The following is a 25157-nucleotide window of genomic DNA, read 5'->3' on the forward strand; positions in this document are numbered from 1 at the left end:
CACGCTATCTGTCCTGTTGATCGTCCGACCCGTACGGTCGTCGTCATGACCGGACCCGATCGCTTTGCCGGACACGGAGTTCTCGTCACGGGGGCGGCCCGCGGCATCGGTGCGGCCGTCGCCCGCCGGCTGGCCGAGGAGGGCGCCCGGGTGCTGGCGACCGACCGGGACCTGCCCGAGGCGGAGCGGACGGCGGCCGCGTTGCGCGAACAGGGCCTGGCGGTCACGGCGTTCGCCTGCGACGTCGCCGACCGGGACTCCGTGGCGGCCGCCGTCGCCCGTGCCGTCGAGACCTTCGGCGCCCTCGACGTCCTGGTGAACTGCGCCGCGCACTGCACCCCCGACGTGCCTCTCTTCGAGGACCAGCCGGACGACGGGTGGGAGGCGGACCTCGACATCACGCTCACCGGGGTCCACCGCTGCTGCCGCGCCGCCCTTCCGCACCTGGCGGCCTCGGGCCGGGGCGCGATCGTGAGCATCGGTTCCGTCAACGCCGAGGCGGACTTCGGGAACCACGCCTACAGCGCCGCCAAGGCTGGTCTCGGCTCGCTGACCCGCACCCTGGCCGGGCACGCTGCCGCCCGCGGGGTGCGGGTCAACCTGGTGGAGCCGGGCACGGTCCGCACCTCGGCCTGGGCGGGCCGGGAGGACGAACTCGCCGCCCTGCGGCCGCTCTACCCGCTCGGCCGGATCGGCGAACCGGAGGACGTCGCCGCGGCCGTCGCCTTCCTCGCCTCCCGCGACGCCGCCTGGATCACCGGCACCACCCTTCGCGTCGACGGCGGACTCACCGCTGTCAACAGCGGGTTCCATGCGGCACTGCGGCCGCACCGGGAGGCCCGGCGCGGGTCAGAGAGCCGCTGAGGCGGTCGCGAGCGCGGCCAGCACGCGCCGGGTGTCGTCCTCGGTGGTCCGCCAGTTGCTGAAGGCCGCCCGCAGCGCCGGCACCCCGCCGTACACCGTCGGTGTCAGGAACGCCTCGCCGGACGCGGCGACCGCACGGGCCAGGGCGGCCACCCGCTCCTGCGTGGGCTTCTCGGCGAGGGTGAAGCAGACCACGTTGAGCCGGACCGGGGCGAGCAGGCGCAGGGCGGGCAACTCCCCGATGCCGGAGCCGAGGCGGCGGGCCTCGGTGACATTGCGCTCGACGATCTCGCGGTGCCCGTCCCGGCCGTACGCCGTCAGCGCGAACCAGACCGGCAGCGCCCGCATCCGGCGGGAGTTCTCCGGGGTGAGGTGCACGAAGTCCGGGGTCTCGGTGGGCGGGCCCAGGTACGGGGAGTCGTTGTGGAAGACGGCCACCTGGAGGTCGCGGCGGCGGGTGAACTGGACGGCGGCGTCGTAGGGGACGTTGAGCCACTTGTGCAGGTCCACACAGACCGAGTCGGCCGCGTCGAGACCGGCGACGAGCGGGGCGTGGGCGGGGGAGAGGGCGGCGAAGGCACCGAACGCGGCGTCCACGTGCAGCCAGAAGCCGTACCGCTCGCGGAGGGCGGCGATCGCGCGCAGATCGTCGAAGTCGACGGTGTTCACCGTGCCCGCGTTGGCGACGACGATCGCGGGCCGCCCGTCAAGACCGGCCAGCGCCGCCTCCAGCGCGGCCACGTCCACCGCCTCCCGGCCGCCGGGCAGCAGCGGCACCCGGCGCAGCCGGTCCCGTCCGATGCCGAGCACCGACAGCGCCTTGCCGATGCTGGAGTGCGGGCTGCCGGAGAGCACCTCGACCGGGCCGAGCGCGGCGGACCCCGCCCGGGAGACGTCCACCCCGAGCCGCTCGCCGAGCCACTCCCGGGCGATCGCCAGGCCGACCGTGTTCGACATCGTGGCGCCGGTCACAAAGGCTCCGCCGTGCGCCTCGCCGAGCCCGAACAGCCTGGCCAGCCACTCCACGGTCTCGCGCTCCAGGGCGGCCCCCCAGGAGCCGGTGTCCCCGGACAGGTTCTGGTCGTAGGCCGAGGTCAGCCAGTCGCCGGTGAGGGAGGCGGGCGTCACACCGCCGGTGACGAAACCGAGGTAGCGTGGCCCGGCCGAGGCGGACATTCCCGGCGCCCACCGCTCGGCGAACCGGGCCAGCGCGCCGGTACCGCCCTCCCCCCGCTCGGGCAGCGGCGCCCGCGACGGTGCGGGCGCGAGCGCGGCCACCGGCCGCTCGGCCGAACCGGCCACCGCCCGGGCGGCCATGTCACGGGCGGACTGGAGAAGTTCCGGAAGCCGGGCGAGATCGTCGGCGAGTGCGGGGTCCATGAACCGCACACTAGGTCGGCCACGACGCTGTGGCGCGGTCCACTTCCGGGTAGGTGGACCGATGCCGGCATGGGCGTTGGCGACGGCCAAGTCAACCGTTTCGTCACAGCCTGACCCGGGCTACAACCAAAGCCGCGCATCGGCCGGTCCAGTACGACGAGACCACAGGACAGGAAAAGGAGACAGACATCACATGGGGGATATAAGCAGACGAAGTGCCGTCATCCTCGGTGTCACCGGACTGGTGGCGCCGCTCACGCTCGCCCTCACCTCCGCTCCCGCGCAGGCCGCGAGCTGCACCACGCAGGCCGGGCCGTACCAGAAGCAGGTGGAGAAGTTCCTCGGGCGGCCGGTCGACGGCAAGCAGTCCACCGCCGACTGCAAGGCGATCCAGGCGTTCCAGAACAAGCACGGCATCACGCCCGCCGTCGGGTACGCGGGTTCCGTCACCTGGGGCGTGATGGACCTGATGAACAAGCAGAAGGCCGTCGGGAACGACCCCAACAAGGACGGCACGTGCCCGACGAACAAGGGGCGCATCGCCTGCGTCAACCTCACGCTCCAGCTGAGCTGGATCCAGGACGGCAGCAGGCTGGTCTACGGCCCGGTCCCGGTCCGCACCGGCCGTGACGGCTTCGAGACCCGGACCGGTCTGAAGAAGATCTACTGGCGTGACATCGACCACGTCTCGTCCGTCTACAACGTGCCGATGCCCTACAGCCAGTTCTTCGACGGCGGCCAGGCCTTCCACTCGGTGAATCTCAGCATGTGGAACCCGCCGGGCTCGCACGGCTGCGTCAACATGACGCCCACCGTCGCCAAGAAGTACTGGTCGCTGCTGAAGACCGGGGACGACGTCTTCGTGTACGGCCGCAAGCCGGGCACCTGACGGCACCCGGCCCCGGCCGGCGGCTGCGGCTCAGCTCTCCGGGGCGTCCCCGAAGTCCGGGATCTCCAGCCTGGCCCCACCCTGCCGCGCGGACTCGTGCGCGATGATGCCCGGCAGGGTGTAACGGGCGGCGACCCACGCGTTGACCGTCGGCAGAGCGCGCGTGTTGACGGCGGTCGCGAAGTCGTCCACCAGGAAGTGGTGGCTGCCCTCGTGTCCGTTGTGCAGCGTGTCGAACTCGCGCGGCAGCCGGGCCCGGTCGTGCACCGGTGCGGACCCGGAGGTGAACGCGGCCCGCAGCTCCGGCGCGATGTGCTGGAGCGAGGGGTCGTCGGGGGACATGGTCGGCTTGGGTTCGAGCAGCTCGCTGATGTCCTGGACACCCTTCTTGTCCTGCCACAGCGCCACCGTCGCCAGCTGTTCCATGCTGGCCTCGGTCCCGAAGAACCGGAAGCGTGATTCGCGGATGTGCGACGGGTAGCCCACCCGCCGGAACTCGTTGGTGCGGAACGAGCCGCCGCCGGCCACCTCGAACAGCGCGGTCGCGTTGGAGATGTCGTTGCCGAACTGGCTGACGTCCTTGTCGAAGACGCCGTCGCCGCGGTCGTCGGTGACGCCGATCGCCGACACGCTCACCGCGTGGGTCTGCCAGGCGCCGAGCACCCCGCCCACCGCGTGCGTGGGATAGAGCAGCGGGGGGTAGCTGGCGGTCGCCTTCCAGTTCTCGCCGCCGCTGTAGCGGTAGGCGTCGTAGAAGCCGAGGTCCATGTCGTGGACGTAGTCGCCCTCGGCGTAGAAGAGCCGCCCGAAGGCGCCCTCGGCGATCTGGTTGCGGGCGTGCACGGTGGCCGGGTTGTACTGGCTGGTCTCGCCCATCATGTAGGTCAGGCCGGTCGCCTTGACCGTGTCGATGATCGCGGCGATCTCCTCGGTCGTGATCGCCATGGGGACCGCCGAGTACACGTGCTTGCCGGCGTTCAGGCCCGCCAGGACCAGCGGGCCGTGCGTCCAGCGCTGGGTGAAGATCGCTACCGCGTCGACGTCGGACTCCAGCATGGCCTCGTACGACGGGAAGGTGCCCGCCAGACCCTGGGCGGCGGCGAGCCTCTCCGCCCGCTCGGGCAGCAGGTCGGTGACGTACACGTCGCCGACCCCGGGATGGGCCTGGAACAGAGTGGCGAACTGGCCGGAGAACTGTCCGGCGCCGACGATGCCGAGTGAGAAAGTCATGGGGGTTACTTTTGCTGCGGAAGAATCTTGCCGTCAAGGGGCGGAAGGAAGTCGGAAAGGTGTGAGGAGGGCGCTTATGCGGCGCACCCGGCGCACAGTAGGGTGGCTTGGTTGCTTCAACTCCGGAAGAAAAGGAATGCCGTGACCGACTGGCTGCCGCTGAGCCCCGCGGAGCGCTCCGTGGCGATCGAGGTGCTCGTCCACGGCCCGCTGTCGCGTACCGAGCTGGCCCGCCGGCTGAACCTCTCCCAGGGCAGCCTCACCCGCCTCACCAAGCCGCTCATCGAGTCCGGCCTGCTCGTCGAGGCCCCCTGGGCGGGCGCCCCGGCGGAAGCGCGGCAGGGCCGCCCCTCGCAGCCGCTCGGCGTGGTCGCCGAATCCCGGTCCTTCCTCGGCTTCAAGATCACCGACGAGATGGTCTACGGCGTCGTCACCAGTCTCAGGAGCGATATCGTCGCCCGCCTCGACCGGCCGCTCACCGGCCATGACCCCGAGTACGTCGCCGACCTGCTGGCCGCGATGACGGCCGAGCTGGCCGGCCGGCACCCCGCCGTCGCGGGCATCGGCATCGGCGTCGGCGGGTTCGTGCGCGAGTACGCGGTGGTCGGCGAGTCGCCCTACCTGTCCTGGCGGGACGTTCCGCTGGCCGGGCTGGTCCGGGAGCGCACCGGGCTGCCGGTCGTCGTGGAGAACGACGTGGCCGCCCTGGTCGAGGCCGAGACCTGGTTCGGCGCCGGACGCGGGCTGGACCGCTTCGTCGTGCTCACCATCGGCGCCGGCATCGGCTACGGCCTGGTGCTCGGCGGCCGTCGGGTCCCCTGTGCCGAGGAGGACCGCGGCTTCGGACGGCACTGGATCATCGACCCGCAGGGCCCGCTCACTCCGCAGGGCGAGCGCGGCAGCGCCGTGTCGCTGCTCACCATCCCCAGCATCCGCTACCAGGTCCGCGCCGCCACCGGCCGGGACGCGTCGTACGAGGAGATCCTGGCGGCCGCCGCCGCGCGCGAGCCGATGGCCGCACGGGTGATCGGCGAGGCCGGCCGGGCGCTGGGCACCCTGCTCGCGCAGATCGCCAACTTCGTCATGCCGCAGAAGATCCTGCTCGCCGGGGAGGGGGTCGGCCTGATGGAGGTGGCCGGCGACGCGGTGCGGGACATGATCCGCACCCACCGGCATCCGCTTGCCGCCCCGATCAACCTGGAGACCAAGGTCTCCGACTTCCACGACTGGGCGCGCGGCGCCGCCGTGCTGGCCATCCAGGTGCTGGTGCTCGGCCGGACCGGCGGCTGAACTGCCGTTACCGCCCGCCGGGGCGCTGTCACGCGGCACTGTCACGGGGCACCGAACTCCCGCCTGTGCTGGACACATTGACGTGATGAGTAACACGGTCCGATATATCCCTATCGGTCGTACTTACTCACGGCGCCTTCACCTCGTCCGGCATATGCTCACACCATGTCCACCACTGTTGAAGCCGTCACCGAGCGATCGGCCGACGAGGTCAACGAGGAGATCCGGGCCCTGTGGCTCCGGTCGGGCGGGACACTGAGCACCGAGCAGCGCGAGGAGTACCAGCGGCTCGTCCTCGAATGGGCGGCGGCAACCCCGTAGCGGCCGGACCAGGCGGCCCGACCGCCCGTCCCGGGCACCCGCAGCGGACGGGTGCCCTTCTCCTGATCTCTTAGGACCTCGCGCGGCGGACCGCTCCGTCCCCCGTCAGCCCCAAGTGGCCGAGTAGTAGCGCTGGTAGGCTTTGCGGTCCTGCTCCGAGCGGATGAACCGGGTCCCGACCAGCGCGATCAGACTGCCCCCGACCACCAGCAGGCCCGGCCCGATGTTTCGGGTGTCCGTGAGCCGGGCGATCAGACTGGTCTCCTCCCCGGTGACCGGCGCCGTGGAGCCCGGCGTGGCCGTGCTCGGCGCGATGGCGCTGTGGTTGGCTGACGCCGACGGCGCCGGCGCGGCGCTCTGGCCCCCGGCGGCCTGCTTCGTCACGATCAGCTGGACGTTCAGCGCGGCCATCGCCCGCGTCACCGGCTGGAAGAACGTCACCCCGCCCGTGGTGCAGTCACCGCTGCCGCCCGAGGTCATCCCCAGCGCAATGCCGTTGGAGAACAACGGGCCGCCGCTGTCGCCCGGTTCGGCGCACACATTGGTCTGGATGAGCCCGGTGACCGTGCCCTCGGGGTAGTTGACGGTCGCGTTGAGCGCGGTCACCGTGCCGTCGTGCAGACCGCTGGTGGAGCCGCTGCGGAACACCTTCTCCCCGACCGTCGCATCGGCCGCCCCGGTGATCCGCACGCCCTGGCCGTTGCCGATCGCGACCACGTCCGCGTTGTCACCGGCCTTCCCGGACGCGTACTGGATCAGCGAGAAGTCGTTGCCCGGGAACTGCGTGTTGATCGTGGTGCCCAACTGCTGGTTGCCCTGGCTGTCGTCGAACCAGATGGTGTTGGCGGGACCGCAGTGACCGGCGGTGAGGATGAAGTCGGTGGTCCCGTTGGTGACGTTGAACCCCGCCGAGCAGCGGCCGCCCGTCGACAGGATCGGCTGCGCCCCGTTGAGCCGGGTGGTGAACTTCCCCTCGGAGCGCTGCATCTGCACGAAACTGCCGATGCCCGCGGCGACCCGCTTCAGGTCCGACCAGTCGGAGGAGGAGACCGTGCTGTCCGCCTCCACCATCACCTGGTTGGTCTTGTAGTCCACCGCCCACGCGGTGCCGGCCACCCGCGGTGCCGCCTTCAGCGTGGCGGTGGCCGCCTTGAGCTCGTTCATGCTGTGCGACACCATCTTGGGCTCGGCGCCCGCCTTCTTCACCGTCGCCGCGGCCTGTGCGTCGGTCACCGCGACCACCGGCCTGCCGTCGGCGCCGATCCAGCTGCCCGCCGTACGGGCCGTGCCGAGCTCGCCCACCAGCGCGGCACCGGTGTTGCCGGCCTCGGTCGCGGAGCCGGAACTGAACGGGACGGCGGACGTGCCGGGAGTCTCGCTCGCCATGGCCGTGGTGACCATCGCGCCTCCCAGAAGGAGTCCGCCGACCGCCGCCAGCTGTGTCCCCCGCCGGACGACCCGTCGTCGTGCGTGCCTCATCCATGGCTCCCGAACCCCGAACGCGCGGTGCCTGCACCGCGGGGCCCTCCGGTCGTCGAGCGCCCTGCATTCCATACGTGGGCGGCCCGCGGGGTGTTCACGGCGTTGGTGATCTTTACGATCCCGTGGCAGTACGGCCCGGCCGCACGCCTCGTTCCGGTGCCGGCCACGGCCGCCTATCTTGATCCCATGGCCAGCATCCAGGAGAATCCGGGCGAACCGAACCCGCTGCGCGCCCTCACCCTCGACCGGCTGCGATGTCGTACCAGCATGAAATGGCGCACCTACCCCGAGGACGTGCTCCCGGTCTGGGTCGCCGAGATGGACGTGCCGCTCGCCGCGCCGGTCGTCCGCGCGGTCACGGCGGCGATGGAACTCGGGGACACCGGCTACCCGGCGGGCACCGCCTACGCCGAGGCGCTCGCCGCGTTCGCGGCGAAACGCTGGGGCTGGGACGGGCTCGACCCGGCCCGCACCGCGATCGTCCCCGACGTGATGCTCGGCGTGGTCGAGATGCTCCGGCTGGTCACCGGGCCCGGCGACCCGGTGGTGGTCAACTCGCCGGTGTACCCGCCGTTCTACCAGTTCGTCGGCCACCTGGACCGGCGGGTGGTGGAGGCCCCGCTCGGCGTCGGCGGGCGGATCGACCTCGACGTGCTGGAGGCGACGTTCCGCGGGCTGGGCGGGGTGCGGGCCGGCTATCTGCTGTGCAGCCCCCACAACCCGACCGGCACCGTGCACACCGCCGCCGAGCTCGCCGCCGTCACCGCCCTCGCCGAGCGGTACGGCGTCCGGGTCGTCGCCGACGAGATCCACGCCCCGCTGACGGCCCCGGGCGTCGGCTTCGTCCCCTATCTGAGCGTGCCGGGCGCGGACCGCGGACTGGCGCTGATGTCCGCGTCCAAGGCCTGGAACCTCGCGGGCCTCAAGGCCGCGCTCGCCCTCGCCGGACCCGGCGCCGCCGCCGACCTCGCCCGCCTGCCGGAGGAGGTCAGCCACGGTCCGAGCCATGTCGGCGTCATCGCCCACACGGCCGCCCTGACCGACGGCACGGCCTGGCTCGACGCCCTGCTCGCCGGCCTCGACGAGAACCGGCACCTGCTCGCCGGCCTGCTCGACCGCCATCTGCCCGGCATCCGGTACCAGCCCGGCGAGGCCACCTACCTCGCCTGGCTCGACTGCCGTGCGCTCGGCCTGGGCGAGGACCCGGCCGAGTTCTTCCTGGAGCGCGGCCGGGTCGCCGTGAACTCCGGCATCCCCTTCGGGACGGGCGGCGCCGGGCACGTACGGTTCAACCTCGCCGCGTCGCCCGAGGTGATCACGGAGGCGGTACGGCGGATGGCGGCGGCGCTCGGGTGAGGCGCGGCCGTCCGGCTGCCATCATGGCCGTATGCGTGTGCTGATACCGCTTCCCGACCGGGACTTCGACGTGACCGAGGTGGCCGTGCCCTGGCGGGAGCTGACCCGGGCCGGCCATCAGGTGGTGTTCGCCACCGAACGCGCCGGAACCCGGCTCGCGGCCGACCCGCGGCTGCTCACCGGCGTCCTGTTCGGGCAGCTCGGCGCCGCCGACGAACCCCGGCGCTGGTACGAACAGCTCACCGCCGCACCGGAGTTCACCGCCACCGTGGCCTGGGCCGACCTCGACGTCACCGGGTTCGACGGGCTGCTGCTGCCCGGCGGACACGCGCCCGGCATGCGCCAGTACCTCGGCTCGCCCCAACTCCGGGACCAGGTGGGGAAGTTCTGGGCGCTCGGGCGCCCGGTCGGTGCGATCTGCCACGGCGTCCTCGTCCTCGCCCGCACCCTGGACCCGGCCACCGGGCGCAGCGTCCTGTCCGGCCGCCGCACCACCTGCCTGCCCAAGTACATGGAGCGCACCGCCTACTTCACCACCGCCTGGCGCCTGGGCCGCTACTACCGGACCTACTCCGCCTACGTCGAGGACGAGGTGCGCGCCGCCCTCGCCGACCCGACCGGCCAGTTCGAGCGCGGCCCTCGCGAGCTCACCCGGCGCGGCACCGCGAGCGACGACAGCCCTGCCTTCGTCGTCGAGGACGGCGGCTATCTTTCGGCGCGCTGGCCGGGCGACGCGTACCTTTTCGCCCGGAAGTACCTCGACCTGCTCGGCCGGTGTTCGGATGCGTGAGCGCCGCTGCCATGGCCGGAGTGCGCCGTCGTTCGGCTGCGGCGCCGTGGTGGCTGGTCACGCAGTTCCCCGCGCGCCTTCGGGGCGCGCTACGGTGCCGAACTCCGTCTAGACTCCGGGCATGGACGACACCACCGGCACGGCGGCCCTCGACCGGCTCGGCGCCGGCAAGTACCTGCTGGTCACCAGCTACCGCAAGGACGGCACCCCGGTCCCCACCCCGGTGTGGGTGGTGCGGGACGGGGACACGCTCGGCGTCTGGACGATCGCCGACTCCTGGAAGGTCAAGCGCATCCGCCGCCGCGCCGATGTCAAGGTCGGCCCCTGCGACCTGCGCGGCGGCCCGACCGGGGACCCGGTCCCGGCGACCGCGGAGATCACCGACGCGGCCACCACCGCCCGCTACCGCGCCCTCATCGCCCGCAAGTACGGCCTCACCGGCCGCCTCACCCTCCTCGGCAGCCGCCTCCGCCGCGGCCTCGACGGCACCGTCGGCATCCGGGTCACCCTGACGCCCTGACATCCGGAGCGAGACGTCCAGAGCGAGACGTCCGGCCCGGTGCTACTCGACTCCGGGCGGTACGACCGTGGCGTGGTGGTAGTACATCCGCCAGCCGCTCCGCGCATCGCGAAAACGCCACAGGGAGCTGTGCCGGGAGCGGCGGTCGCCGAGGCGGGCCTCGAAGGTCGCCTGCACCAGACCCGGAGCGAGAAGGACACCGGTCATGCCCGACGGCTCGTACCACGGGCCGTCCTTCGACGCACCCGGCCTGTCCGGCAGTTCGGCGAGCACCTGTTCACCGGTGAACCTCCGGCCGGACGCGCCCACCTGGGCCGTCTCATCGTCCATCGGGCCATCCTGGCGCAGCGAACCGGGCAAGGGGCAACCGGATTTCCGACTGTCAGGTCCAGGCGCGGTACGGCTCGTCGAGGAGTTGGAAGACCGGCTCGCCGCGCACCGGGTCGCGGGTGGTGGAGAGCTTGACGCGGTCACCGCTGTGGATGCCGATCGGCGGGCCCATGACCCGGCCCCGTACGACGAATCCCTCGGCCATCTCGATCAGGGACACATTGCGCGCCGCGGGCGTGTTGCGGTGCACCACCGTCGAGTGGCGGACCGTGCCGGTGCCCTCGCTGTGCTCCGTCCGCAGCTCGCTGCACTGGCACACCGGACACAGCAGCCGGTGGTACATCGCGGTGCCGCACCAGGTGCAGCGCTGGTAGACGATGGCGTCCTTGGCACGGTCCACGGGCACGGGGTCGAGAACGCCCGTCGCGAATCCGACCGCCGACTGCGCGGCGCTCGTCGAGTGGTGGTACACGCTGGTCAACTCCCTGCGCTCGCCCGGAATCCCGCGTGTCCGGACCCGGCCGGGCACGCCTGTGCCCGGTCCGCGGTGCCACCGTGCACGCCGACAGCGTATGGCACTCAGTGTCAGTCGTAAAGGCACTGCGTACCCCAAAAATGGGTTCTTCGGATCGCTCGGCGGATCCGCTCAGGCGCGCCCGAACGCGGTCTCGATCTCCTGCACCACCCGCCACAGCGGGGCGTCGCGCCGCGAGACGAGGACGACCACGTCGTCCGGGTGCTCCACCGGGCCGCCGAACAGGGCCGCCGGTCCCGCCTCGCCCGGAGCGGGCCCGGCGGGACCGGCGGGCCGGGCGCCGAACGCGGCCTGCACGTACCCGAGCGCGTGGTCGACCGTCTCCTCCGCGTCGCTCCGCCCCTGCGAACGCAGCCAGGAGCGGAGCGCGTTGTTGTGCGCCGCGACCACGGCCGCCGCGACGACGTCCGCCCGCAGCGTCCCGTCCGGGCGGCCGGCGTACCGGCCCCGCAGGTACTCGGCGAGCGCCCGCTCGTAGCGCCACACCACCGACAGCTCGTACGCCCGCAGCCCCGGTACCTGCTTGGTGAGCCGGTAACGCTGCACGGAGAAGGTGGGGTTCTCGGCGTACATCCGCAGCACCAGCCGGGCCGCGTCGCATACCCGCCGCACCGGCTCGCACTCCGGGGCGCCCGACGCCAGGAACGCGGTCATGTCGGCCAGGCACCCCTCGTGGTCGGGGAAGACCACGTCCTCCTTGGAGGGGAAGTAGCGGAAGAACGAGCGCCGCCCGACCCCCGCGAGGGCCACGATGTCGTCGACGGTCGTCTGCTCGTAGCCGCGCTCCAGGAAGAGCCGGAAGGCCGCCGCGACCAGGGCGTCCCGCATGGGCGGCTTGGCGGTCGGTGCCGCGCTGCTGGAGCTCATGGACGCGAACGTAGCACTCCGCCGGGCTCATGGCACTCAGTGCACGCCAGTGGGGGACTGAGTGCTCTTGTCACTGTCCCCCGGTCCACTCGGGGTCCCGGGCTGAACCGGTGGGCCGGTCCTCGCGTATGTGTTCTCGGGGATCGCGGACTCCTGTGCCCGCGGGACGTGGAAGGGGAGCACTGTGTCGACACCGCCCGACCGTGAACAGCCGCACCGCGGACCGGTCCTGGAACCGGTCCGGGTCCTGCGGCCCCGTCGGCTCGACACCCTCGCGGAGCTGATGCGCGAGTTCCACGAGGGGACGGAGGCCGAGGCGAGGGCGAAGGCGGCGAAGAGCCGGGGTCCCGCGGACTTCGAGTCCTTCGACCCGGCCGACCGCTTCGATGCCGGCACGGAGGACGAGACCCAGGAGCTGCCGCCCGTCACCTCCGGCCCGCCCCGTGCCTTCGGCTTCGGGCCGGGACTGCGCCGGGCCGCCGTCGTGGTGGCCGTGGGCGCGGCCGCCCTGGTCGGCTTCGGCTGCGCCCTGCTGCTGCCCGGCCGGGCGGACACCGCCGAGGCCGCCCAGCCGTCCGCGCCCGCCACCACGGCACCGGCCACCACCCCGCCGGCCTCCGACACCTCCACCGACCCCGACGGCGCCGGCACCCTCCGCCAGGGCGACTCCGGACCCCAGGTGGTCGAGCTGGAACAACGCCTCCTGCGCATCCCCGACGTCTACCGCGACGGCTCCACCAGCGGCACCTACGACGCGGCACTGACCGCCGCCGTGGAACGCTTCCAGGTCTGGTACGGCATCAGCGGCGACGAACGCGGTGTCTACGGCGACGACACCCGCCGCTCGCTGGAGTCCCGCACCAGCCTTTCCGACGGCTGACGCCCCGGTCACTCCTCGCCGGCCGTCGGCACCCGGATGTCCAGCACACACACGTCGTCGCGCCGTTCGCCCGACAGCATCGCGGTGAGCAGGGCGTCCAGGGCGGCGGGGCCCACGGCGAGGGCGGCCCGGGCCAGGCGGTCCAGGCCCACCTCGATGTCCTCGCCGGGCCGTTCGACCAGGCCGTCGGTGTACAGCAGCAGGCGGTCGCCCGGTTCCAGCCGGAACTCGGCGGACTCGTAGACCGGATCCGCGCACGCGCCGAGCAGCATGCCCGCCGGACGGTCGAGGAAACGGGCCTCGCCGCCGCGTACCAGCAGGGGCGGCGGGTGACCCGCCTGGGCCCAGGCGAGACGCCGTTCGGCGGGTTCGTAGCGGGCGAGCACCAGCGTCGCGGTGGACTGGCTGTCGCGGGTGTGCAGGAGCAGGAAGTTGAGCCGGGCCAGCGCACCGGTCACGGACGAACCGGTGGTCACCATGCCCTTCGCGGTGAACCGCAGCTGGGCCATGGTCGCCACCGCGTCGACGCCGTGCCCCGCCACGTCGCCGACCACGAACAGCGCGGCCTCGTCGGGCAGTTCGATGGCGCTGAACCAGTCGCCGCCGACGTGCACCCCCGCCTGGGCGGGCAGATAGGCCACCTCGACCCGCAGCCCGCGCAGCCGCACCGGCTTGCTGGGCAGCGGCAGCAGCGCGTGCTGGAGCCGGGCGGCCAGCGCACGCTCGGCCTCCAGGACGCCGCGCTGCATCAGGATCGCCCGCTCGCTGTCCAGCAGGGCCAGTTCGGCGCTGCGCTGCGCGGTGAGGTCCTGTACGAAGCCGTGCACCTCGACCACCGTGCCGTCGGGCGCGGTCACCGCCTCCGCGACGGCCCGCAGATGCCGTACGGCGTTCCCCGACCTGATCCGGAACGGGACGTCGAACGGGCGGCCGGTGCGGGTGAGTTCGGCGACGGCGCGGGCCAGCGCATGGGCGTCCTCGGGCAGCACCAGGTCCGGCAGCAGGTCCAACGGGACCGCCCCGCGCCTCGGATCGCGGCCCAGGATGGTGTACACCTGGGACGACCAGTGGATCTGACGGGTCACCAGGTTCCAGTTGGCCCAGCCGAGGTTGCCCAGCCGCTGCATGTCGGCCAGCCGCTGTTCCTGGCGCTCCTCCGTGTCGTGCCGCAGCCAGGTCACCAGCAGCCCGTCGCCGAGCCGCGTGGCGCGCACCGAGTAGGTGCCGGTCACGGTCACCCCGCCGACGACCTCCTCGTAACCGAACGGCTCGCCCTCGTACGGCTCTCCGCCGAGCGCCTTCAGATACCCCTGCCACAGCGATTCGCCGGCCACGGAGGGGTAGCTCTCCAGGATGCGCGAGCCCACCAGTTCATGGCCGGTGCGGCCGAGGATGTCGACGGCGTCCGGGGTGGCCGCCTCGATGCGGTAGTCCTCCACCTCGCCGGTGGCGGTGCGCAGCGCGGCCAGCAGGACGGTCGCTCCCGGCAGCGCGTCCAGTACCGACTGCACCGTCCGGGAGAAGGCCGGGGCCGTCGGCTCGGCGGGGGTGCCAAGGGCCGTGAACCGGCCGGCGCACAGCCGGGCGACGGCCCGCAGCAGCTCACGGTCCGCACGCCGGAAGGCGGCATCGGTCCGGCGCAGCACCCCGAGGACCACCTCGGCCGTGCGCTCCGCCGGGACCGGCAGCCAGGCCCGGGACTTCCAGCGCGCGGTCGGTTCGCCGACGAGCTGGAAGTCCTGCCGGTCCGCGGCGAAGTGCTCCAGCCAGAGCGGTTCACCGGCCTTGAGCGCCGCCAGCGGGGCGAAACCCGCCAGCGGCGGTACGTGGTGCCACTGCGCGGCGAGGGTCGCGTCGACGCCGGCGTATCCGATGAGTTCCAGCCCGTCGCCGGGGAGCCGCCGGTACAGCAGGACCGCGTCGGCGTCGGTCTCGGACGCCAGGTGGTCGAGCAGCATCCCGGCCAGCTCCTGGGGGGAGCCGACGTTCACCAGGGCCTTGCCCAGGCGGCCGAGCGTCCGGGCGGTGCCGGGCGGGGCGGGCACCTGCCAGGTGGCCGCCGGTGCGGGCGGGCCGGTGCCGACGGCCCCGGCGGGCGTCAGGGCGCCCAGGGTCAGCCAGCACTCCTCCAGCAACGTGCGGTTCCCGGCCGCGGCCCGCTGCGTCAGGGCCTCGTGCGCGTCATCGGGAGAGCAGCCTGTCGTGGCCATCAGCGCGCCCTTGGCCCGCTCCAGCAGGGCGGCGGTGGCCATGGCCTCCCGCAGTCGTTCCAGCTCGGCGCGTTGCCTGGACACGATCCTGGCCAGGGCCGCCGGCTCGGCGACGGCACCGGTGTCCACGGCCGGCGCGTGCTCACTCGTCACGGGTCGAGCATGGCACAGGGAGGTGCCCCTGATCACACGCGTGTCCGACCGGTGCGGTACGGGACGTCCGCAGGCCGGTACGGTCAGCGGCCGGTGCTGTGCCCGACGAGCGCCTCGGTGACCGCGCGGACGCTGCGGGCGATGTGCTGGAGTTGCATGACCTCCGCCGCGTACAGCTTGATCGTGTGCTCGATGACCGACTCCGGCAGGCCCAGCAGAGGCAGTTCCGCGCGTGCGGTCTGCAGCGCCGTGCGCGCCACCCGGACCTCCTGCTGGACCTGGATCTGCGCGTGCCGGGCGAGCAGTACGGGGTGCTTGATCAGTGCCGGGTAGCTGGCGTAGCGGGCCGGTACCAGTTCGCGCAGCCACTTGGCGGCGGAGCGTTCCCAGTCGTAGCTGCCCGGTGCCTTGACCTGGCAGGGCCAGTCGGGGGTGATGCGCGCGGTCGTCGTCAGAGTCATGATCATCGCTTCCGGGTGTGCGGCGTCCTGAGGATGTGCGACGGAGGTCTGGGCGGCTCCGGCCTAGGGGATGGCCGGAGCCGCCGCGGGCGGATCGCATGAGCGATGCCCGTTCGAACATCCCCGGCGCCGACGCGGGTAGGAGACGGCGGCTGGGGATGTCCGTGCGAGGCCCCGGACGCCGGCCGCCGGCACTGCGGATGGTGCTGCGTGCGCATGGGCGGTCCGTCGGCTTTCTCGGGGCGGGTGCGAGCGGTGCGTGCTCGGTGCGGAACGTGCCCGGAGTGGGCCGGGGGTGATCCGTGAGCAGTATTTATATATGCCGTCCCGTTTGCAAGACGTATGAAAACATTCATGCTCGAAATGCGGTGAATGCTCCCCCTACGGGATCACGCGGAGGGGCGTCGCAGGGGCGTCGGGACGGCCGGTGCGCCGGGTCCCGGGGTCAGTCCTTGAGGAAGAACTGGTGCTCCTCGGCGACCTGCTCGTAGTCCTCCAGCCGCGCCTGGGTGCGCTCGGGGTCGGCGTCGGTCATGGCCTGGAGCAGCGCGGCGGCCATCAGACCGGGCGCCGCGTAGGTGTCGAAGACCAGGCGGGAGCCGATGCCGGTGCTGAAGGTGACGTCGGCCTCGTCGGCCAGCGCGCCGAGCGCCTGGTCGGTCACCAGCGCGACCCGCAGCCCCGCGGTGCGCGCCACCCGGATCGCGGTCAGCGTCTCCTGGGCGTGCCGCGGCATGCCGAACGCCAGCACCCAGGTGCCGCCCGCCTCGCGCGACTGGAGCAGTGCGTCGTAGGCCACGCTGCCACCCCGGGTCACCAGCCTTACGTCCGGGTGGATACGGCGGGCGGCGTAGGCGAAGTACTCCGCCAGCGAGACGGAGATACGCAGGCCGAGCACGGTGAGCGGGGACGACTGGGACAGCTCCCGGCCGATCCAGATCACCCGGTCCGGGTCGGCGAAGTCCCGGCGCAGGTTCTCCAGGTTCTCGATCTCGGCGTCCACGGCGGCCTGGAGTTCGTTGCTGCGGTGCTCGGTGGCGGCCCCGGTGCCGCCGGCCAGGGTGCGCAACGCGATCGACTGGAGCCGCTCCCGCAGCGCGGGGTAGCCGCTGAAACCGACCGCGCCCGCGAACCGGGTCACCGACGGCTGGCTGACCCCGACCCGCTCGGCGAGGTCGGTGATCGACAGGAAGGCCGCCTCGGTGATGTGGTCGATCAGGTACTGGGCGATGCGGCGCTGGCCGGGGGAGAGCCGGGGGCCGTCGAAGAGTTCGCGGAGCTGGGAGGTGGGCGCGGCCTCGGCCTCCGGCACGGTTTTGCCCGAGGTGATCGCGGATGCCTGTGCACGTGCCTGCTGCGGCGATGGCACCGAAGCGCCTCCTTTGTCTCCCACGAGGACTCAACATAGCTCACGGACCGTGGTGACCAGGGGTTGTGCGGTACGCCGGACCGTCCCGGCGTCCGAACGCCCGGGATGCGGAATCAGCACCGGGATTCCGGTGCGCACCGGCGACGGATGCGGTGGCCGTCGCCGGTGGTTCGGGTGGATCGTACGGTCACCGCCGGTAGATGGTGATCGAATGACCGACATCATCGACCGGGCGGCTGCTGTCGATCAATTCGGCCAGTGTGCCCCGCGCCTTGGCCGCCGACGAGTCCGAGACGACCAGCAGCCCGTGCACCTTCCCGGGCGGCACCTTGCGGGGATCGGCGGCGTGGACGCCGTAGTACGCCGGCACGCCGCTTCCCTTGTAGACCAGCCAGATCCGCTCGCCCGGATAGCGCTCCCTCAGCCGGTCGGCGAGCCGGCCCAGGTCCTGCCCCCAGTCCACGTTGGAGTCGTGCAGCCACAGGTGCGTCTTCGCCGGACCCCCGAACGCCTCGTTGGCGTACGGCAGATAGAACGGGAACGCGCGCAGCGAGCTCACCGCGACGAACAGCACCAGTGCCCCGCCCACCGGCCGCGCCCACCGCCGACGCACCGTCACGACCGCGGCCCCGGCCACCGCCAGGAACATCGGCATGAAGATCGCGTACCGCGTCCCGAAGTCCCGTGACCCGGTCATCGCCGAGGCCAGCAGCACGGCCGGCGGCAGCAGCAGGTAGGGTGCGACCCGCCGCAACCGCCGTACCCACAGCAGCGCGACGGCACCGGCCGCCCACAGCGCCAGCATGCCGAGCGGGGTCTTCACCAGCAGCGCGGCCGGCAGGTAGTACCAGCGGGAGCCGGTGTAGACGTGCCCGAACAGATAGCCCTGCCAGGGGTAGTCCTCCATGGCGAACTGCATCCGCATGCCGTCCCGGTAGGACTGCGGGAAGGGCATCAGGCCGACCAGGAACCCCCGCAGGCCGGGCACCGCCGGCACGGGCTGGGCGGACAGCGCCCGCAGCCGGGGATCGACCGCCAGGTAGGAGAGCCACACGACGGCGACCGCGGTCACGGCCACCACGGCGGCGGCGGTGAGGGCACGCGGCGCACGGCCCGGACGCGCTCCCCACACCGACACCACGGCCAGCGCCATGAGCACCGGGACCGCGGGCAGCGCGCTCATCTTCGTCGCCAGCGAGGCCCCCAACGCGGCTCCGGCCAGGGGCAGATACAGCCTGGGACGGCGCCGGGCCCGCCACACCAGCCAGGCCGCCGTCAGCACGAACCCGGCCGACGGCACGTCCAGGGTGGCCAGCGAGCCGTGCGCGACCAGGTCGGGGGAGAAGCAGTACAGGGCGAGCGCCAGCAGCCCGGCGGCCGTGCCGAGGACCTCGCGGGCGAATGCGAAGGCGACCAGACCGAACAGCAGCGTCAGCGCGATCACCGGCAGCCGCGCCCACAGCATCACCCGCCAGGGGTCGTTGCCGGACGAGTACAGCAGGTGCCGGCCCACCTGCCCCTGGTCGCCCCGGTACGACGGGTCGTAGTGCGGGTCGGCGACGGCGAGGCCGGCCATGATGACGAGCTTGCCGAGCGGCGGGTGCTCGGTGTTGTAGCGCAGCCGGTGCTCGTGCAGGTAGTCGGTGGCGGTGGCCACGTAGACCGGCTCGTCGATGGTGGGTGTCTGCTGGACGGCGGTGGTCACCATCGCCGCCGCCATCTGGGCGAGCAGCAGCACCGCGAGGGCCGGCACCAGCCACCGCCGGCGGGCGCGCAGCGCGGCGGCCAGCCGGACCGCGGCGGTGCGCCGGGGGAGCGGGCCGGGCCCGGCGGGGAGGTCGGGGACGTCGGGTTCGAGGACCGACTGCTGTTCGCTTGCCATCATCCGCCCCGCGGGGACACCGGGCCCGCGGCGGCGGGAGCGATCACGAGCAGCCATGGGCCCTACTGTCGCATCGCTCCCGCCGCCGGGCGCGTCACCGCTTCACGAGTCGTACCGACAGACCGTCTGCCGTGTAGACGGGTACGGCCCGGAGCGTGGCGGAGTTCAGCTCCACCCTGTCGAACTGGCCGCGCAGCCGGGGCGCGTCGACGACCGGGAGGGTACTGCCCGCGGCCGGCGGGTGCTCGGCGGAGAGGTTCAGGACCAGCGTGCTGCCCTTGCCCAGCACGGCCAGGTGCTTCACCGCCAGCGGCGCCTTGCCGCCCTTGACGAGGGTGACCTCCAGGGCGCCCGAGTCCTGCGTGTACGTACCGCGCACGAACAGCTCCCCGGCGACCCGCAGGGTGCCGGCCGAGACCCGGACGTCACCGCGGCCCAGCGCGTCCTCGGAGGCGGCGACCAGGCTGCCGTCGGCCAGCACGGTGCCGCCCCGGTAGCGGTTGCGGCCGGTCAGGGTGAGCGTGCCGGTGCCCTTCTTGGTCAGGCCGCCGTGGCCGTCGATGTCGTTGCGCCAGCTGTCGGCCGCCGCGAAGCCGCCGGCCGCCGCGTCCAGGGTGACCGTGACGTCGGAGTCGAAGGAGCCGTAGCCGTCGGCGGCGGCGAACAGGTTGAGGCGCCCCCACTGCTCCGGGCCGTCCAGCAGCACGTACCCGGACGGCAGCCCGGTGCTGCGCAGCACCTCGCGGCGCTGGTCGGCGGTGAGGTACGGCTGGCGGGTCTCCAGCAGCACCTCGGCGCCCTTCGGCACGGTGAGCGGGAGCTCGCGGCCCTCCCGGTTCAGGACGTACGTCAGGCGGGGCGTGATCGCGCGCTCGTTGGCCTCGCGGTCGGCGTACGGGTCGGTGGCGGTGCCGGCCGAGTGGGCGTAGGCGTACAGGGTGTCGGCGGTGGAGCCGGTCTGCGCCTCGAAGTAGGCGAGGGCCTGGGCGCGGGCGGCCGCCTTGAGGTCGGCGTTGGCCGGGTCGGCGAGGGTGGCGGCGGCCAGGGCGGTGGCCATGACGCGGCCGCCGAGCACGTCGACCGTGTTGTGCATGCCCGCCACGATCCGGGTGTCGGCGAGCTCCAGTGCGCGGGTGACCAACTCCTGGAAGCGCTCCGGCACCGCGTACGCGTAAGCCAGGGCCGCCAGGTGGAAGGCGTTGGTGTGGCCGGACGGGAAGCCGCCGTCGTCGGTGGGGGAGGTGCCGCGCTGGCGCAGCAGCTGCGGGGCGACGACCACGTCCGACTCGTAGACCGGGAAGCCGTACGCGTCGGTCGTACCGGTGTCGACGACCTCGCTGTCCTCGTTCATCCGCCAGGGGCGCGGGTACTGGTAGGCGTACTTGGACGGGTTGCCGGACGCGTAGTTGCCGCGCACGGTGTCGACCAGGGTGGCCACCTTGCCGAGCGCCGAGTCGTGCGAGCCCGCGCCGAGTGCGGAGCCCGCCGGGGCGTCGGCCGGGACGGCGTCGCTGATCGTGGTGGCGGGGGTGCCGTCGGGGGCGCTGGTGATCGAGGTGACCGCGAGGGAACCGGCCTTGTAGAGGTCGGCGAGCGGGCCGAGGCCGGCGATCATCGCGTAGCTCTGGTGCTGGCGGTCGTAGAGGAACGCCTTCTTCGCGTCGGCGGCGCTGCGCTTCCTGGTGATCTTGGCGCAGTAGCGCATGTTGGCGCGCAGGATGTCGGCGCGCAGCACGGTGCCGGTGTTCCAGGCGGAACCGGTCTTCCATATCTGTGCGAAGCCGCCGAGGATGCGGACCACCGCGTTGGTGTCGGCGGTGAGGTTGGTGCTGATGTTGGTCTTGTAGTCGTCGACGAACGCCAGGGCGGCGGTCGCGGCCTTGGCGTCGGCGGCGGCGAGCCAGCCGACCAGGGTCGGTGCGGCCACCACACCCGCCGACACGCCGAGCGAGGTCTTCAGGAATCCCCGTCGGCCGACGGCGAGTCCACGGGCCGGAGAAGCGGAGCGGTGCCCGGCAGGTGACGACATGGATGTGCCTCTCTTCAGTTCTACGGCGCATTGGCCGGAGGGGAGTTGACACGACGCCCGGGGCACCGATGCGCACCGGACGTGTGGGTTCGCGTGGGAGAAGTGTCGAACGAGCGAAGTTCTGGGCCGGGTTCATGTCCCGGCGGCCATCGCCCGACGACCGCCATGTGACCCGGAGTTGAACGGCAGCCCGGTGGTTCACCGGAAGAACCCGACGGGACCTGCGCGTTCGCGGCGTCGAACGGTCCGTGGCCCAGGTGTGCGGGACCGCACGGGCCGCGGACGGGTGCTCACCGGATCGAACGTGCCAGTGCCACCGCGCCCTCGACCGGCGGGAACCGCAACCGCTGTGGCCGCGCTCCCGGTACGGCCTCGGCGAGCGCGGCGGCGAAGGCGTCGTACAGACGCGGCTGGGAGAGGATCGTGCCGCCGGCGACCACCACGTCGTCCACGGCGAGACCGCGGGCGGCGAGCCGGGCCACGAGGCCGGCGAGGGCGCGGCCGCCGTCGGCTATCACGTCCGCGGCGAGCCGGGAGCCCGCGTCGGCCGCGGCGAAGACCACCGGGGCGCGCCGGCCCCACTCGGCGGAGACGTCGGAGGCGCTCTCCAGCGCGGCGCCGAGCGCGGGCACCTCGGCCACCTCGAAGGCGGCTACGAGTCCGGTGGCCAGGGCGTCGGGGGCTGCACCGCGGTCGTGCGCGGCCCAGACCGCACGGGCGGCCTCCCGGACCAGTCCGGCGGCGCCGCCCTCGTCGCCGAGGGCCGCGCCCCAGCCGCCCACCTGCACGGGGCTGCCGTCGGGCTGCCGGCCCACGGCCACCGAGCCGGTGCCGGCGACCAGGCCGACGCCCTTCTCCAGACCGGCGGCGGGGACGAGGAGCTCGGCGTCACCCACCACCCGGACGGGAACGCCGAGAAGCCCCCGCAGTGCGGCGGCGATGCCGGCGCACTGACGGGGGGTCTCACAGGCGTGTCCGCCGACGGCCAGCGCGGCCGGGCGGGTGCCGGCCGGCAGGGCGTCGTGGACGATCGCGGTCAGCCAGCGGGCGGCGGCGTCGGGGTCGTGCGGCCGCCAGCCGCTGCTCGGGCGGACGTGGTCGGCGACCCGGTCCGCGCCGGCGAGGGCGCGGAGCTGGGTCTTCGTGCCACCCACGTCGATACCGACCACGAGCGGAGAAGAAGGGGTGTCCTGCACGGATCCTCTTTCGTCGTCTGGGCGAACAGCGCCGAAGAGCCTGGCACTGTGCTGCGACGGCGGGCGAACCGTTTCTGGCCGAACAGGAGTCGAGCAAGTAGGGAAGCCCCGGGACGGGCTTCTTGCGGAGCACGGCAGGCGAGTACCGTGAACTTCGTTAGGAAGTTAACTAACGAAGTACAGTGCGTCAAGAGTTGCCGCGGACTCGATCGACGGGACGCTGTCGAGGGCAGAACCGCGCGGCACAAGGGCACCGCATCGCCGCATCCCGCGACACCGGGGGAGCGCGGCCCCAGACCCATGGGGGAACTGTGGAACACGTCGTGGCTGAGACCCCCCGGCTCACCGAGAGCGCCGGCGCGGTCTTCGCCGTACTGGCCCAGGCCGGCAGCGCCACCCGGCCGCAGCTCGCGAGCCTCGCCGGGCTGTCCAAGCCCACGGTCTCCGCCGCCGTCGCGGAGCTGGAGGGGGCCCGGCTGGCCACCCACTCCGGCACCGCCTCCGGCGGCACCGGCCGCTCCGCGGCCGTATACGGTCTCGGCCCCGCCTCCGGCTCGGTCATCGCCGTCGACCTCGGCCCGGCCCGCACCAGGGTGCGTGGCTGCGCCCTGGACGGCACCCTGCTCGTCGAGGCGGACACACCCCGCATCCGCGCCGCCGACGCCGTCCGCGAGGCCCTGGCGGCGCTGCCTGCGGGCGCCCCGCTGCGGGCCATCGTCGTCGCCATCGGTGACGTCACCGCCTCCGACCTGGCGGGCACCGGGATGCGCCCGGCGACCGCCAAGGCGGGGCCCGTCTTCGACGCGGTCTCCGTCGCCCTGCCACCGGGGGTTCCGGTGCACCTGGAGAACAACGTGAACTGCGCCGCCCTCGCCGAGCTCCACGAGGGCGCCGCCCGGGGCCGCCGCACCTTCGGCTACCTGCGGATCGGCGTCGGTATCGGTCTGGGCATCGTCATCGGCGGCCAGGTGCTGCGCGGCGCCAACGGCGCGGCCGGTGAGCTCGCCCGGCTGCCCTACCCCTGGGACGACGACCGGGAGCCCCGCCAGGAGGCCCTGGAGGCCTATGTGGGCTCGCACGCCCTGCTGCGCCGGGCCGCCGAGGCCTGGCAGGACACCGACGGCCCGTGCCCCCGTACCGCCGAGCAGCTGTTCGCGCTGGCCGCCGAGGGCCGTGAACCGGCCCGTTCCCTCGTCGCCCGGCACGCCGCCGACGTGGGCCGGCTGGCCGCCGCCGTGGCCGCCGTACTGGACCCGGGGCTGATCGTGCTGGGCGGCAGCACCGGCGCGGACCCGCAGCTCCTGCCCGGGGTGCGGTCTGAGCTGGGGCGACTGAGCTGGCCCACCGAGGTGGTCAGCAGCCAGATCGGCGATCTCGGTACCGTGGTGGGTGCCGCTCGGCTCGCTGTGGCCAAGGGAGTCCAAAACGTGACCGAAGGCGCGCAGGTGAAGGATTGACGGCTTCCTAATCGGTCTGCCAATGTCCGGACAAGCGCTTTCTAAGTCGGCCGGGACGCCGACTTGGGGTGAGCCTCCCAGCCCGTACACGACGTACGGCAACCGCACGAGGGCGTGCCCGTGCGGTGACGGCCAGGACGGCCGGGGATCTCGCCCCGCGTGGACGATGCGGCCGGGCGAGGCCGCGGCCCCCCGGAAAGTGACTTTTCCTTCAAAATGCACCAGTGCCGCCTCAGCCGGCGCCGTGCTCCGTTCGTACGACGAAATGGGATCGAAGATGACCACTGTGGGTGTGCGGCGCTCCAGCCGACTCGGCCGCGGCGGTATGCGCCGCCTGATTCCCCTCGCTGCCGTTGCCTCGGCAGGAGCCCTGCTGCTCTCCGCCTGCGGGTCGGGGTCCGGCTCCGGCGGCACCGCGAAGTCGCTGACGTTCTGGATCTCCACGGTTCCGGGCCAGGACGCGGGCTGGAAGAAGCTGGTGGCGCAGTACAAGAAGGAAACCGGCGTCAGCGTCAAGCTCGTCAACATCCCCTACGACGGGTACCCGACGAAGCTGCACAACGCCGCCCAGGCGAACTCGCTGCCCGACGTGGCGGACGTGCCGGCGCTGGACCCGATCTGGTCGAACAAGCTGATCGACCTCAGCTCCATCGCCAACAACAAGAGCTACAACATCAACTCCAACTTCCTCGCGAAGGACTCGTCCGGGAAGGTGCTGTCCATCCCCTCGGACGTCACCGCCTCCGGTCTGTTCATCAACAAGACGCTGTTCAAGAAGGCCGGCGTCGCCGTCCCGGCCTCGCCCTCGGACACCTGGACCTGGACCGAGTTCATCGCGGCCGCGAACAAGGTCCGGGAGAAGACCGGCGCCAAGTACTCGCTGACCTTCGACCAGTCGCCGTCCCGGCTCCGCGCCATGGTGTACGAGATGGGCGGCAAGTACGTCCACGCGGATTCCTCCGGCAAGTTCTCGGTGGACGCCGCGACCAAGAAGGCCGTCTCGTACTTCGTCGGGCTGAACGACGACAAGGTCATGCCGAAGTCGGTGTGGACGAGCGGCGCCGACCCGTCGGCCCTGTTCCAGAGCGGTGACGTGGTCGCCTACTGGTCCGGTGTGTGGCAGGTCGCCTCCTTCGCGGACAGCATCAAGAAGTTCGACTGGGCGAGCGTCCCGACCCCCGCCCAGCCGGTCCAGGCCAGTGACGTCAACAGCGGCGGCATGATGGTGGGCTTCAACAACAACAGCGACGCGTCCGCCGCCGCCAAGAAGTTCATGTCCTGGGTGTACGACCCGAAGCAGTACACCGAGCTCGTCGAGAGCTCCGGCTTCCTCCCGGTCGAGAGCGGCCTGAGCCCGAAGTACCCCTTCACCTCGGCCGCGGCACAGGCGGCGTTCAAGCTGTACAACGAGGAGATCCCGCTCTACGCGCCGATCTCGGGTTACTTCAACGGCGCGCAGACGAACTGGGTGCTGAAGGGCAAGAGCCTCACCACCGACCCGACCAAGACGGAGATCGGCAAGGCCGTCAACGGCCAGCAGTCGGTCGAGAAGGCCCTCCAGAACATCGTGGACGGCTACAACCAGCAGGTCGGCGGCGTTTCGTAGGCCGACGGGCCGGGCGGCGGTGTTCCGACACCGCCGCCCGGCCCTGGGCGACCACGTGAT

The 25157-nt window shown here is 72.5% G+C and carries 22 protein-coding genes; 10 read left to right on the forward strand and 12 right to left on the reverse strand.

Translation table 11 applies throughout. The annotated features are described in order from the left end of the window. Window positions 1–45: 45 nt before the first annotated feature. On the forward strand, window positions 46–864 hold the full coding sequence (locus tag IEZ11_RS18200) for an SDR family NAD(P)-dependent oxidoreductase (RefSeq protein ID WP_189263818.1): 819 nt from the start codon (window positions 46–48) through the stop codon (window positions 862–864). Here the strand turns inward: IEZ11_RS18200 and IEZ11_RS18205 are convergent. Beyond that, complete coding sequence (locus IEZ11_RS18205) at window positions 850–2244, reverse strand: pyridoxal phosphate-dependent decarboxylase family protein (protein WP_189263819.1); 1395 nt, start codon at window positions 2242–2244, stop codon at window positions 850–852. The two genes, IEZ11_RS18200 and IEZ11_RS18205, sit on opposite strands and share 15 nt — an antisense overlap. A gap of 193 nt (window positions 2245–2437) precedes the next feature. On the opposite strand from IEZ11_RS18205, the gene IEZ11_RS18210 reads away from it, so the two are divergent. Next, the gene (locus IEZ11_RS18210) at window positions 2438–3133 is read left to right on the forward strand and encodes a L,D-transpeptidase (RefSeq protein WP_189263820.1); all 696 of its coding nucleotides are present in this window, start codon (window positions 2438–2440) and stop codon (window positions 3131–3133) included. Between the two features lie 30 nt (window positions 3134–3163). Here the strand turns inward: IEZ11_RS18210 and IEZ11_RS18215 are convergent, their stop codons facing one another. Continuing rightward, window positions 3164–4363, reverse strand: coding sequence for a Gfo/Idh/MocA family protein (locus IEZ11_RS18215; RefSeq protein ID WP_189263821.1), 1200 nt, complete (start codon window positions 4361–4363; stop codon window positions 3164–3166). Between the two features lie 141 nt (window positions 4364–4504). On the opposite strand from IEZ11_RS18215, the gene IEZ11_RS18220 reads away from it, so the two are divergent. Together IEZ11_RS18220 and IEZ11_RS18225 are read left to right on the forward strand one after the other, a co-directional pair. Next, window positions 4505–5653 carry an ROK family transcriptional regulator gene (locus IEZ11_RS18220; protein ID WP_189263822.1) on the forward strand — a complete coding sequence of 383 codons (1149 nt, stop codon included), beginning with the start codon at window positions 4505–4507 and terminating at the stop codon, window positions 5651–5653. A gap of 165 nt (window positions 5654–5818) precedes the next feature. Continuing rightward, the gene (locus IEZ11_RS18225; protein WP_167450010.1) at window positions 5819–5974 is read left to right on the forward strand and encodes a hypothetical protein; all 156 of its coding nucleotides are present in this window, start codon (window positions 5819–5821) and stop codon (window positions 5972–5974) included. A gap of 105 nt (window positions 5975–6079) precedes the next feature. Here IEZ11_RS18225 and IEZ11_RS18230 read toward each other — a convergent pair whose 3' ends face one another. Further along, complete coding sequence (locus tag IEZ11_RS18230) at window positions 6080–7453, reverse strand: S1 family peptidase (RefSeq protein WP_189263823.1); 1374 nt, start codon at window positions 7451–7453, stop codon at window positions 6080–6082. 189 nt (window positions 7454–7642) lie between these two features. Between IEZ11_RS18230 and IEZ11_RS18235 the strand changes: the two genes are divergently transcribed. From IEZ11_RS18235 to IEZ11_RS18245, 3 genes are all read left to right on the forward strand, one after another. Continuing rightward, window positions 7643–8812 (forward strand): MalY/PatB family protein, encoded by a 1170-nt coding sequence (locus IEZ11_RS18235; protein WP_189263824.1) that lies wholly within the window; start codon window positions 7643–7645, stop codon window positions 8810–8812. Between the two features lie 31 nt (window positions 8813–8843). Next, window positions 8844–9602 carry a type 1 glutamine amidotransferase domain-containing protein gene (locus IEZ11_RS18240; RefSeq protein WP_189263825.1) on the forward strand — a complete coding sequence of 253 codons (759 nt, stop codon included), beginning with the start codon at window positions 8844–8846 and terminating at the stop codon, window positions 9600–9602. A gap of 121 nt (window positions 9603–9723) precedes the next feature. Further along, window positions 9724–10122 (forward strand): PPOX class F420-dependent oxidoreductase, encoded by a 399-nt coding sequence (locus IEZ11_RS18245; protein WP_189263826.1) that lies wholly within the window; start codon window positions 9724–9726, stop codon window positions 10120–10122. 42 nt (window positions 10123–10164) lie between these two features. On the opposite strand, the gene IEZ11_RS18250 is transcribed toward IEZ11_RS18245, so the two are convergent. The 3 genes from IEZ11_RS18250 to IEZ11_RS18260 all read right to left on the reverse strand — a co-directional run bounded on the left by IEZ11_RS18250 (window position 10165) and on the right by IEZ11_RS18260 (window position 11854). Continuing rightward, a complete protein-coding gene (locus IEZ11_RS18250) occupies window positions 10165–10452 on the reverse strand; it encodes a DUF4440 domain-containing protein (protein WP_189263827.1) in 288 nt (95 codons plus the stop codon). 52 nt (window positions 10453–10504) lie between these two features. Continuing rightward, a complete protein-coding gene (locus IEZ11_RS18255) occupies window positions 10505–10924 on the reverse strand; it encodes a Zn-ribbon domain-containing OB-fold protein (protein WP_189263828.1) in 420 nt (139 codons plus the stop codon). 174 nt (window positions 10925–11098) lie between these two features. Further along, window positions 11099–11854, reverse strand: coding sequence for a TetR family transcriptional regulator (locus tag IEZ11_RS18260; protein WP_189263829.1), 756 nt, complete (start codon window positions 11852–11854; stop codon window positions 11099–11101). A 184-nt stretch (window positions 11855–12038) separates the two neighbouring features. On the opposite strand from IEZ11_RS18260, the gene IEZ11_RS18265 reads away from it, so the two are divergent. Further along, window positions 12039–12734 carry a peptidoglycan-binding protein gene (locus IEZ11_RS18265; RefSeq protein WP_189263830.1) on the forward strand — a complete coding sequence of 232 codons (696 nt, stop codon included), beginning with the start codon at window positions 12039–12041 and terminating at the stop codon, window positions 12732–12734. Between the two features lie 8 nt (window positions 12735–12742). Here the strand turns inward: IEZ11_RS18265 and IEZ11_RS18270 are convergent, their stop codons facing one another. The 6 genes from IEZ11_RS18270 to IEZ11_RS18295 all read right to left on the reverse strand — a co-directional run bounded on the left by IEZ11_RS18270 (window position 12743) and on the right by IEZ11_RS18295 (window position 22034). Continuing rightward, on the reverse strand, window positions 12743–15097 hold the full coding sequence (locus IEZ11_RS18270) for a SpoIIE family protein phosphatase (RefSeq protein WP_268239912.1): 2355 nt from the start codon (window positions 15095–15097) through the stop codon (window positions 12743–12745). An 83-nt stretch (window positions 15098–15180) separates the two neighbouring features. Beyond that, window positions 15181–15564: a hypothetical protein gene (locus IEZ11_RS18275; protein ID WP_189263831.1), complete on the reverse strand. Its 384-nt coding sequence runs from the start codon at window positions 15562–15564 to the stop codon at window positions 15181–15183. Between the two features lie 439 nt (window positions 15565–16003). Further along, the gene (locus IEZ11_RS18280; RefSeq protein ID WP_189263832.1) at window positions 16004–16927 is read right to left on the reverse strand and encodes a MurR/RpiR family transcriptional regulator; all 924 of its coding nucleotides are present in this window, start codon (window positions 16925–16927) and stop codon (window positions 16004–16006) included. Between the two features lie 187 nt (window positions 16928–17114). Beyond that, complete coding sequence (locus tag IEZ11_RS18285) at window positions 17115–18812, reverse strand: glycosyltransferase family 39 protein (RefSeq protein WP_189263932.1); 1698 nt, start codon at window positions 18810–18812, stop codon at window positions 17115–17117. 91 nt (window positions 18813–18903) lie between these two features. Beyond that, the gene (locus IEZ11_RS18290) at window positions 18904–20838 is read right to left on the reverse strand and encodes a phosphatase PAP2 family protein (protein ID WP_189263833.1); all 1935 of its coding nucleotides are present in this window, start codon (window positions 20836–20838) and stop codon (window positions 18904–18906) included. A 290-nt stretch (window positions 20839–21128) separates the two neighbouring features. After that, window positions 21129–22034, reverse strand: coding sequence for a BadF/BadG/BcrA/BcrD ATPase family protein (locus IEZ11_RS18295; RefSeq protein WP_189263834.1), 906 nt, complete (start codon window positions 22032–22034; stop codon window positions 21129–21131). 323 nt (window positions 22035–22357) lie between these two features. Here IEZ11_RS18295 and IEZ11_RS18300 point away from each other — a divergent pair, with 323 nt between their 5' ends. Continuing rightward, entirely contained in the window at window positions 22358–23491 is a 1134-nt protein-coding gene (locus IEZ11_RS18300; protein WP_229713124.1) for an ROK family transcriptional regulator, read from the forward strand. Between the two features lie 277 nt (window positions 23492–23768). Beyond that, window positions 23769–25097 carry an ABC transporter substrate-binding protein gene (locus tag IEZ11_RS18305; protein WP_189263836.1) on the forward strand — a complete coding sequence of 443 codons (1329 nt, stop codon included), beginning with the start codon at window positions 23769–23771 and terminating at the stop codon, window positions 25095–25097. Window positions 25098–25157: the final 60 nt, after the last annotated feature.

The sequence above is a fragment of the Streptomyces fuscichromogenes genome, from assembly GCF_014645815.1.
Classification (GTDB): domain Bacteria; phylum Actinomycetota; class Actinomycetes; order Streptomycetales; family Streptomycetaceae; genus Streptomyces; species Streptomyces fuscichromogenes.

Coding starts and splice junctions, on each gene's coding strand:
- IEZ11_RS18200 (WP_189263818.1), top strand. CDS start 46: ATGACCGGACCCGATCGCTTTGCCGGACACGGAGTTCTCGTCACGGGG.
- IEZ11_RS18205 (WP_189263819.1), bottom strand. CDS start 2,244: ATGGACCCCGCACTCGCCGACGATCTCGCCCGGCTTCCGGAACTTCTC.
- IEZ11_RS18210 (WP_189263820.1), top strand. CDS start 2,438: ATGGGGGATATAAGCAGACGAAGTGCCGTCATCCTCGGTGTCACCGGA.
- IEZ11_RS18215 (WP_189263821.1), bottom strand. CDS start 4,363: ATGACTTTCTCACTCGGCATCGTCGGCGCCGGACAGTTCTCCGGCCAG.
- IEZ11_RS18225 (WP_167450010.1), top strand. CDS start 5,819: ATGTCCACCACTGTTGAAGCCGTCACCGAGCGATCGGCCGACGAGGTC.
- IEZ11_RS18230 (WP_189263823.1), bottom strand. CDS start 7,453: ATGAGGCACGCACGACGACGGGTCGTCCGGCGGGGGACACAGCTGGCG.
- IEZ11_RS18235 (WP_189263824.1), top strand. CDS start 7,643: ATGGCCAGCATCCAGGAGAATCCGGGCGAACCGAACCCGCTGCGCGCC.
- IEZ11_RS18240 (WP_189263825.1), top strand. CDS start 8,844: ATGCGTGTGCTGATACCGCTTCCCGACCGGGACTTCGACGTGACCGAG.
- IEZ11_RS18245 (WP_189263826.1), top strand. CDS start 9,724: ATGGACGACACCACCGGCACGGCGGCCCTCGACCGGCTCGGCGCCGGC.
- IEZ11_RS18250 (WP_189263827.1), bottom strand. CDS start 10,452: ATGGACGATGAGACGGCCCAGGTGGGCGCGTCCGGCCGGAGGTTCACC.
- IEZ11_RS18260 (WP_189263829.1), bottom strand. CDS start 11,854: ATGAGCTCCAGCAGCGCGGCACCGACCGCCAAGCCGCCCATGCGGGAC.
- IEZ11_RS18275 (WP_189263831.1), bottom strand. CDS start 15,564: ATGATCATGACTCTGACGACGACCGCGCGCATCACCCCCGACTGGCCC.
- IEZ11_RS18285 (WP_189263932.1), bottom strand. CDS start 18,812: ATGATGGCAAGCGAACAGCAGTCGGTCCTCGAACCCGACGTCCCCGAC.
- IEZ11_RS18290 (WP_189263833.1), bottom strand. CDS start 20,838: ATGTCGTCACCTGCCGGGCACCGCTCCGCTTCTCCGGCCCGTGGACTC.
- IEZ11_RS18305 (WP_189263836.1), top strand. CDS start 23,769: ATGACCACTGTGGGTGTGCGGCGCTCCAGCCGACTCGGCCGCGGCGGT.